Origin of the sequence: Asticcacaulis sp. AC402, from assembly GCF_000495835.1 — a bacterium.
Taxonomy (GTDB): Bacteria; Pseudomonadota; Alphaproteobacteria; order Caulobacterales; family Caulobacteraceae; genus Asticcacaulis.
The window spans coordinates 1-341 of record NZ_AWGC01000086.1; the positions used below are offsets into that span (position 1 = coordinate 1).

Below are 341 nucleotides of genomic sequence, written 5' to 3' on the forward strand. Positions count from 1 at the left end.
AAAGCGTGCCGCCATTGCCGTCGCTGACCGTATAGGTCACCGTGACCGGGCCGTTGTAGTTGGCCGCCGGCGTGAAGATCCAGCCACCCGTCGTTGTCGCCAGGGTGCCGTTACTGACCGAGATGTTCGAGACGCTGAGGGTCTGGCCTTCGACGTCGCTGAAGCCTTGCAGCAGTGTGCTGGCCAGAATGGTCTGGGCTGTATCCTCGGTGCCATCGACCACAGTGCCGGTCGGCGCGCCGCGCGGGGCATCGTTGACGGCGCCAAGGCTGAACGTGCGGGTCAGACCGGTCTGTTCGCCGCCATTGCCGTCGCTGACGGTATAGGTCACCGTGACCAGG

1 protein-coding gene is annotated in these 341 nt (G+C 65.1%); it reads right to left on the reverse strand.

Features of this window, described 5'->3' with window-relative positions:
• A partial coding sequence (locus ABAC402_RS40525; RefSeq protein ID WP_040410161.1) for a cadherin-like domain-containing protein occupies positions 1 to 341 on the reverse strand: 341 nt, incomplete at both ends.